The 7,717-nt window shown below is 76.6% G+C and carries 12 protein-coding genes; 5 read left to right on the forward strand and 7 right to left on the reverse strand.

Annotated elements, in window-relative coordinates:
- On the reverse strand, positions 1–517 hold a 517-nt coding region (locus ACFV0G_RS20465; RefSeq protein WP_380549487.1), incomplete at its 3' end, for a response regulator.
- A gap of 249 nt (positions 518–766) precedes the next feature.
- On the opposite strand from ACFV0G_RS20465, the gene ACFV0G_RS20470 reads away from it, so the two are divergent.
- The 3 genes from ACFV0G_RS20470 to ACFV0G_RS20480 all read left to right on the forward strand — a co-directional run bounded on the left by ACFV0G_RS20470 (position 767) and on the right by ACFV0G_RS20480 (position 4,195).
- Positions 767–2,452, forward strand: a complete 1,686-nt coding sequence (locus tag ACFV0G_RS20470) for a CHASE3 domain-containing protein (RefSeq protein ID WP_380549490.1) — start codon at positions 767–769, stop codon at positions 2,450–2,452.
- Positions 2,453–2,514: 62 nt separating this feature from the next.
- Positions 2,515–3,690 carry a PP2C family protein-serine/threonine phosphatase gene (locus ACFV0G_RS20475; protein ID WP_380549519.1) on the forward strand — a complete coding sequence of 392 codons (1,176 nt, stop codon included), beginning with the start codon at positions 2,515–2,517 and terminating at the stop codon, positions 3,688–3,690.
- Positions 3,691–3,778: 88 nt separating this feature from the next.
- Positions 3,779–4,195, forward strand: coding sequence for an ATP-binding protein (locus ACFV0G_RS20480; protein WP_380549493.1), 417 nt, complete (start codon positions 3,779–3,781; stop codon positions 4,193–4,195).
- 28 nt (positions 4,196–4,223) lie between these two features.
- Here ACFV0G_RS20480 and ACFV0G_RS20485 read toward each other — a convergent pair whose 3' ends face one another.
- From ACFV0G_RS20485 to ACFV0G_RS20495, 3 genes are all read right to left on the reverse strand, one after another.
- Entirely contained in the window at positions 4,224–4,646 is a 423-nt protein-coding gene (locus ACFV0G_RS20485; RefSeq protein WP_380549496.1) for an SsgA family sporulation/cell division regulator, read from the reverse strand.
- Between the two features lie 98 nt (positions 4,647–4,744).
- Entirely contained in the window at positions 4,745–5,173 is a 429-nt protein-coding gene (locus ACFV0G_RS20490; protein WP_380549499.1) for an ATP-binding protein, read from the reverse strand.
- 83 nt (positions 5,174–5,256) lie between these two features.
- Positions 5,257–5,643 carry an STAS domain-containing protein gene (locus ACFV0G_RS20495; protein ID WP_380549502.1) on the reverse strand — a complete coding sequence of 129 codons (387 nt, stop codon included), beginning with the start codon at positions 5,641–5,643 and terminating at the stop codon, positions 5,257–5,259.
- 293 nt (positions 5,644–5,936) lie between these two features.
- Here ACFV0G_RS20495 and ACFV0G_RS20500 point away from each other — a divergent pair, with 293 nt between their 5' ends.
- Both ACFV0G_RS20500 and ACFV0G_RS20505 read left to right on the forward strand, forming a co-directional pair.
- Positions 5,937–6,125, forward strand: coding sequence for a hypothetical protein (locus ACFV0G_RS20500; RefSeq protein ID WP_380549505.1), 189 nt, complete (start codon positions 5,937–5,939; stop codon positions 6,123–6,125).
- A complete protein-coding gene (locus tag ACFV0G_RS20505) occupies positions 6,122–6,427 on the forward strand; it encodes a WhiB family transcriptional regulator (protein ID WP_380549507.1) in 306 nt (101 codons plus the stop codon). Before ACFV0G_RS20500 ends, ACFV0G_RS20505 begins: the two co-directional genes overlap by 4 nt.
- A 140-nt stretch (positions 6,428–6,567) precedes the next feature.
- Here the strand turns inward: ACFV0G_RS20505 and ACFV0G_RS20510 are convergent, their stop codons facing one another.
- The 3 genes from ACFV0G_RS20510 to ACFV0G_RS20520 form a co-directional block, all read right to left on the reverse strand.
- Positions 6,568–6,912, reverse strand: a complete 345-nt coding sequence (locus ACFV0G_RS20510; RefSeq protein ID WP_380549510.1) for a PRC-barrel domain containing protein — start codon at positions 6,910–6,912, stop codon at positions 6,568–6,570.
- Positions 6,913–6,982: 70 nt separating this feature from the next.
- Complete coding sequence (locus ACFV0G_RS20515; RefSeq protein ID WP_380549513.1) at positions 6,983–7,243, reverse strand: GlsB/YeaQ/YmgE family stress response membrane protein; 261 nt, start codon at positions 7,241–7,243, stop codon at positions 6,983–6,985.
- A gap of 94 nt (positions 7,244–7,337) precedes the next feature.
- The coding region (locus ACFV0G_RS20520) for a WhiB family transcriptional regulator (protein WP_380549516.1) at positions 7,338–7,717 on the reverse strand (380 nt) is incomplete at its 5' end.

A 7,717-nucleotide genomic window follows, 5' to 3' on the forward strand; every position in this document is an offset into this window, starting at 1 on the left:
GCCACCACCCACCCCCCCCCCCCGCGCGCGGGGGGCGCGCCGCGCGGCGCGCCCCCCCGCGCGCGGGCGCGCGCGCGTGGCCGGGGCGCGGCGCGCGCCCGCCCGTCTCCCGGTAGAACGAGTCGATGCTGCGGACCGCGCGGGTGAAGTCGTCGAGGTTGACCGGCTTGGTCACGTACGCGTTGGCGTGCCGCCGGTAGGCCGTGGAGACGTCGTCCGGCGCCGCGGAGGTGGTCAGCACGACGACCGGGATGGTCTTCAGCTCGTCGTCGTTCTTCAGCACCGAGAGCAGCTCGGTACCGCTCATCCGGGGCATGTTGAGGTCGAGCACGATCAGGTCGGGCCGGGCCTCGTCCTGCGAGCGCAGGTGGTCGAGGGCGGCGATGCCGTCGGACACCTGGCTGATCGAGCGGACGGCGCCGCCGTCGAGGAGGGCGTCCTCGATCAGCATCGCGTCGGCGGCGTCGTCCTCCACGAGCAGGACGCGGTAGGGGCTGGCGGGCACGGCGGTGGTCATGTCACGGCTCCGGGTCTCGGGACTGCGGGCTGAGGGACGGCAGGGGGTGTGTCGTCAACGCCCGGCGGTGCCGTCGAGCGATCCACCGGTGAGAAACGGATCTCTTCGGGTACCCGGCATACGCGCAACCCTATTGATCGACCACCATCGGCGACAAGCGGGCCCGGACGCACGCTAACGTGTCGTCCGCCGTGAACGCCGGCGGCCAACGGCACCCGCCGGGCGGCCGAGGACGGAAGGCACACGACCGTGGCAGACTCACCGGCGGGCACCGCCGCGAGCCCGACCGCACCGCAGGACCGCCCGGGGCGGGCCGACCGGACCCCTTGGACGACCAGGCGCTGGCTGCGGGTCGGCGTCGCCGCGGCCCTCGTCGTGCTCACCTCGCTCTGCGCCCTCGGCGGCGCGGTCTTCGTCCACGCCGGAGCGGTCGCCGACCGGCTGGTCGACCGGACGTCCCCGGCCCTGAACGCGGCCGGCCGGCTGGAGACCGCCCTGGTCGACCAGGAGTCCGGCGTCCGCGGGTACGGGCTCACCGGGCGCCCCGAGTTCCTGGAGCCCTACACCCGCGGCCTCGCCCTCCAGCAGCAGACCGAGGCGGAGCTGCGCGGCGTCCTGGCCGGCGACGACCGGGCCACGGCCGACCTGACCGTCCTCACCGCGGCGGCCGCCTCCTGGCAGCGCCTCGCGGCGCGGCCGGTGGTCTCCGCGCCGCCCGGCGCGCCGGTCGCCGAGGCCGGCCTGAACGCGAACGACGCCAAGCGCTCCTTCGACGCCATCCGGACGGCCTCGACCCGGTTCCAGGACGGCCTGCGCCGCGCGCGGGCCGCCGACCGAGCCGCCCTGAGCACCGTGCGCGCCCAGCGCAACACGGTCTTCGGCTGCATCGCGGCGGTGATCGCGGCGCTCGCCGTGCTGGTCTTCGAGGCGCTGCGGCGCGGGGTGACCGGGCCGCTGGCCCGGCTCGGCGCCGACGCCGACGCGGTCGCCGGCGGGGCCTTCGACCGGCGGATCCGCCAGACCGGCCCGGCCGACCTGCGCAGCCTCGCCGCGAGCATGGAGGCGATGCGGCACCGGCTGGTCGACGAGGTCGCCGACGCCGACGCCGCCCGGGCCCTGCTCGCCGCCCAGACCGCCGACCTCCAGCGCTCCAACGCCGAGCTGGAGCAGTTCGCCTACGTGGCCTCGCACGACCTCCAGGAGCCGCTGCGCAAGGTCGCCAGCTTCTGCCAGCTGCTGGAGCGCCGCTACGCCGCGGACCTGGACGACCGGGCGCGGCAGTACATCGCGTTCGCGGTGGACGGCGCCAACCGGATGCAGACGCTGATCAACGACCTGCTGGACTTCTCGCGGGTCGGGCGGCTGCACCGCAGCCACGACCGGGTCGACCTGCAGGAGCTGCTGCGCACCACCGAGGAGGCGCTGGGCGTCCAGATCGAGGAGGCCGGGGCTGTCGTCACGCACGGCCCGCTGCCGGTCGTCGAGGGCGACCGCACCCAGCTGGGCATCCTGCTGCAGAACCTGGTCAGCAACGCGGTGAAGTTCCGCTCCCCCGAGCGCCCGCCGCTGGTCCACCTGTCCGCCGAGCGCTCGGAGGACGGCTGGACGCTCGCCGTGTCCGACAACGGCATCGGCATCGCACCGGAGTTCGAGGAGAAGGTGTTCGTCATCTTCCAGCGGCTGCACACCCGCGACGCCTATCCCGGCAACGGCATCGGCCTGGCGATGTGCAAGAAGATCGTGGAGTTCCACGGCGGCACGATCCGGATCGACGGCGCGCACGCCCCGGGCACCCGCCTGGTCTTCACGCTGCCCGCCGCCGAACAGCCGGACGACGGCGAGGCGCTGCCCGGCCTGCCGGCCCAGGCCGCCCCCGACGACGCCCCGGCCGCCGCCGACGCCGCCGGCCCCGGGCTGCCGGAGGCCCGCCGGTGAACCCCCTCGACCCCGCGGCGCAGGCCGCGCTCCCCCGCCCGCGCCCAGCCGCCCGCCCGGCCGTGCCCGCGGTGCCGGCCGAGGCGCCCGACGAGCACTACCGCATCCTGCTGGTCGAGGACGACGCCGGCGACGCCCTGCTGGTCGAGGAGATGCTCACCGACACCGACCTGCCCCACACGCTGCGGCACCGCACCACCATGGCCGGCGCCCTCGCCCACCTGGCCACCGAGCCGGCCGACTGCGTGCTGCTCGACCTCCACCTCACCGACGCCTCCGGCGTCGGCGGCGTGGACTCGGTGCTGCGGGCCGCCCCGAACACCGCGGTCATCGTCCTCACCGGCCTGGTGGACGCCGGGGCCGGCTCCCGCGCGGTCGCCGCCGGCGCCCAGGACTACCTGGTCAAGGGCCTGGTCGACGCACCGCTGCTGCAGCGCGCCGTCCGCTACGCGGTGCACCGCAAGGAGGCCGGCCGGGCCGCCGCGGAACTGCGCGAGAACCAGATCCGCGCCCAGGAGAACGCCCGGCTGGAACGCGGCCTGCTGCCCGCCCCGCTGCTCACCTCGGACGAGGTCACGGTGGCCAGCCGCTACCTGCCCGGCCGCGAGCGCGCCCTGCTCGGCGGCGACTTCCTGGACGTGGTGCAGACCCCGGACGGCTGCCTGCACACCCTGATCGGCGACGTCAGCGGCCACGGCCCGGACGAGGCCGCCCTCGGCGTCTGCCTGCGCATCACCTGGCGCGCCCTCACCCTGGCCGGGCACCGCGACGCCGAACTGCTCGCCCTGCTCGAACAGGTGCTGGCCGCCGAGCGGACCCGCCCGGACGTCTTCGCCACCTGCGCCACCCTGACGCTCTCCCCGGACCGCTCGGCGGCCACCGTCCACCTGGCCGGCCACCACGCGCCGCTGCTGCACACCCGGGACGGCTGGGCCGGCACCGACGCACCGCACGGCATCGCCCTCGGCATGATGCCCGGCCACGGCGGCTGGGAGGCGGCGAAGATCGCCCTGCCGCCGGCCGGGGCGCTGATGCTGTTCACCGACGGCCTGATCGAGGGCCACGTCGGCGACGGGCCCGACCGGCTCGGCACCGACGGCCTGCTCGAACTGGTCCGTGCGGCCGGCCCGCTGCCGCCCGACGTCCTGCTGGACCACCTGGTCACCACCGCCGACCGGCTCAACCGCGGCCGGCACTCCGACGACCTCGCGATCCTCCACCTCGCCTGGCGGGAGTGACGGGAGCGGCGGTCGGCAGGTGTGCGCGGCGCGAACGCGGCAAGCAGCACACCGAGAGGGCCGCCGACGCGAGAGGACGGTGCGGACGATGACGACGGAGGAACGGGTGGGGCGGCGGACGGTCCGCGTGCCGCACGCGGCCGGGGCGCCGCGGGCTGCGCGCGCGCTGCTGCGGCGCACGGTCGGCGAGGTGCTGGGCGGCGTCGCGCCGGCCGGCCTGGCCGACGCCGAGCTCGCGCTGTCGGAGCTGGTCACCAACGCGGTGCGGCACGGCGGCCCGCCGATCGGGCTGCGGCTCGCGGTGAGCCCGGAGTGGATCAGCATCGAGGTCCGCGACGGCGGCCGCGGCCGCCCTGTGGTGCGCGAGCCCGACCCGGACGCCGTCTCCGGGCGCGGGCTGGCGATCGTCCGGGCCGTGGCCGACGAGTGGGGCGTCCGCCGGGACGGCTCGGGCACGGTCGTGCACGCGGTGCTGCCGCTGCGGCGCACCCCGGCGGCCGCCTGACCGGCGGGCCCCGGGCCGTCCGACCGGCTCAGGATCCGGCGCTGCCCAGCAGTGCCTCGACGGTGTCCGGCCACCGGACGTGCCGGTGCTCGGTGCCCGGCAGAACGGCATCGGCGGTGGCCCGCAGGAAGCCCCGCAGGTCCGCCGTCTCGACCAGGGCCAGCGCGACGCCGTGCGGGTTGTGGAACTCCAGGCCGGTCAGCCGGTCGTCGAAGGGCAGCAGCCGGAAGTCGCCCTCGCCCGCCGGTCCGCGCACGCCCGCCCAGAGCAGTTCCCGGGAGACCCGCCAGCTCACGTCGCCCTCACCGCCGCCCGCCCCGCCGCCGGGGCCGTCGGCGGGGAAGTCCAGCACCACCGCGTAGGGGTCCTCGGAGTCGTAGCGCAGCACCAGCGGCACCACGCTCGGTACGGGGACGGGTATGCATGCGGCGCCGGCCTGCGCGATCCTCACGTTACGACTCCCTGGGACGTCCGAAGCGGTCGTCCGCCGCCTGCCCGGGATCCGCACGGGCATGCGCGGCGCGGGGCCGCGGATCGGCCCGCCCGGGATCAGTCCGCGGGCGGCAGCGGGACCTCGGCCCACACCGCCTTGCCCTCGCCGGCCTCGGCCACGCCCCAGCCGGAGCTCAGCCGGCCGACGATGTGCAGTCCGTGCCCGCCCGGCCGGGTCGAGCTGTGCGGGCTGCGCACCTGCGGCATCCCCGCACCGCCGTCGAACACCTCGACCCGCACGGCCGTCCCGGTCATCGCCAGCACGAGCTCGATCGGGCCCCCGGCGTGCAGGCAGGCGTTGGAGACCAGCTCGGAGACGATCAGGCGGACGTCCTCGTCCAGCAGTTCGTCGTCGGCCAGGCCCCAGTCGAGCAGCGCCTTGGCGGTGAACTCGCGCGCCAGGCGGACCTGCCCGGCGGAACCGAAGAGGTAGCGGCGCCGCTGCCCCACGACGGGCCCGTCGGCGGTCTGCGAACTGCTGCTCATGTCCTCACCCTGGTGGAAATCCGGCACAACCCTGCAATGCCCTGCCCGCGGGCCGCCCGTTCCGGAACGGCCCGGCGCGGTGCTCATCCGGCCGCGCACGCCTCCTCGACCGAGTCGAAGATCCGGAAGACCGCACCGGCCCCGGTGAGTTCGAACAACCTGGTCAGCTGCGGCTTCGGCTCGGCGAGCACCAGCGGCACCCCCGAGTCCTCGGCGTCCAGCCTCAGCCTCAGCAGCAGGTTGAGACCGGAGGAGTCGCAGAAACCGACCTCGGAGAGGTCGACGCAGAGCAGCCCCGGTCCGGAGGCCACGATGTCCCGCAGCGGCCCCTCGACGCCGGCCAGTCCGTCCAGGTCGAGGTCCCCGGCCAGGGAGCAGACCAGTGCCCCCGCCGGGCCCTGCGCCGTCCTGACCGGCGGCACCGCCTCTGTGAGGTGGTCCGCACCCGTACCCCGCTCACCGCTGCCCATCGTCTCCGTGTCCTCCGCATGCGACCGCCGGCGGCTCCGCCGACCGGTCGTCCGTTCCGTGGCACCTCGTGGGCCGGCCTCCGGTCGGCCGACCAGGGGCACCGTACCCGGTGACGGCCTGCTTCTCACCCGGATCCGCCCGATGAAACCCGCGGGGACCCGGCGTGCACCCCGCGGAGCGGGGTAGGCGCGCCGCACCGCGACCGCCGACCGGCGGCCGGGCCGCCCGGAGGGAGCACGACGATGGCGCACGGAGCACGACCGGCAACGGCCGGCCCGCACGGAGGTGCCCGGTGACCTTCCCCGCCGCACCCGCCCGCCGGCTGACCGGGCGCGAGGTCCTGGACCGGCTGGGGTTCGCCCTCCGGCACGGCGCCTGGCAGGCGCTCGCCCGTGTCCCCGAGGGACACCGCGCGGCGTCCGCGCCGCTGCACCCCGCTCCCCGCAGCCACCGCCCCCGCCGCACCGAGGAGGCCTCATGACCGACACCGCACGGCTGCCCGGAGCCGCCGGACACGCCTGGCAGTGGCAGCTCCGCGCCGCCTGTCGGGAGGCCGACGACGACCTGTTCTACCACCCGCCCGGCGAGCGGGGCGCGGCGCACGACGCCCGGGAGGCACGGGCCAAGCGGGTCTGCGCCCGCTGCCCCGTCCGCGAGCCGTGCCTGGCGTTCTCGCTGCGCACCCGGGAGGCGTACGGCGTCTGGGGCGGCCTCACCGAGGACGAGCGGCACGCCGTCCTCGGGCCGGCCCGCCGGACACCGCGGGCGCACGCCCGGCACTGACCGCCGGACGGAACACCGAACCGGACACCGGGCCGGGCACAGAGCCGAGCACAGAGCCGGAAAGGGCCTCCCCGGGGGGAGGCCCTTTCGGTGCGGCGGTCCCCGGTGCGCCGACGGCGCCGCCGGGGAGTGCCGGGCGGTCAGATCAGCGGTCCGTAGTAGCCGCCGAGCGCCGAGACGTACTCGGGCGGCACGGCCGCGGAGGTGCTCACGTACTCGGGCGCGCCCTTGATCTCGTCCTTCGTCCGGCCGACGTGCACCGTCCGCTCCTCGTGGTCGATCGCGGTGACCGTGCCGGCCGGCAGCAGCACCTGGCGGCCGAAGATCCACGGACCGGTGTCGACGACCAGGTAGGCGCCGTCGGTGTCCGCCGAGTGCCGGTCGACCTTGCCGATCCGGCCGTCCGAGGCCTCGACCGCGTAGCCGATCAGGTCCGCGCCGTCCGTCCAACCGCTCTCCGGGCGGTGGTTCCACAGGTCGTTCATGTCGCTCTCCTTCGCATCGTGGCGGACGGGGTGGTGCCACCGGGGCCGGCCGGCCACCGGGCGGCGGGGGTCAGCGGCGCCGGCCGGCGTACACCGGGGTGAGCGCCGCGATCAGCACCGCGGCGACGCCCACCTGGAGCAGGTGCCGGATCCAGTCGATGCCGTCGGTGTGCCGGACCCCGAGATACGAGGCCAGGGTGTTGCCGAGCAGGGCGCCGATGGCGCCGAGCAGGATGGTCAGCCAGAGCGGTACCGGCTGGCGGCCCGGCAGGACGAGCTTCGCCAGCAGGCCCACGACCAGGCCGGCCACCAGGGCCCAGAGGATCGTCACGGTCATCTCCCGTCGTCCGGTCCCGGTTCCTCCGGGACGCCGGTCGTCTGCCCCCGTTGCGGGCCCTCACACCGCCCGCGTCGGCGGCGGTGCGTCAGGGCCGTCCCGGCGCCCGGCCGGGCAGCCCGGGGGCCTGGCGGGAGCGGCGGCGCAGCCGTACGCGCAGCCGCCGCCGCTCGTCCTCCGTCAGGCCGCCCCAGACGCCGTACCGTTCGCCGGCGGCGAGCGCGTACGCCAGGCAGGGGCGGCGCACCGGGCAGTCGTCGCAGACCCGCTTCGCGGCGTCGTCGCGCTCCTGGTGCGGTGCGCCGCGCTCACCGGCCGGGTGGAAGAAGAGGGCGCTGTCGGCGCGGCGGCAGGCGGGGCGCCCCAGCCCCCCCCCGCGCCGGGGGGGCCCCCGCGCGCGGGGGGCCCCCCCGGCTGGGGGGCCGCGCCCGCCCCCCCCGACGGGCTGATCGCCACGCCGGTGGAGAC

The sequence above is a fragment of the Kitasatospora sp. NPDC059571 genome (genome assembly GCF_042735675.1).
Classification (GTDB): Bacteria; Actinomycetota; Actinomycetes; order Streptomycetales; family Streptomycetaceae; genus Kitasatospora.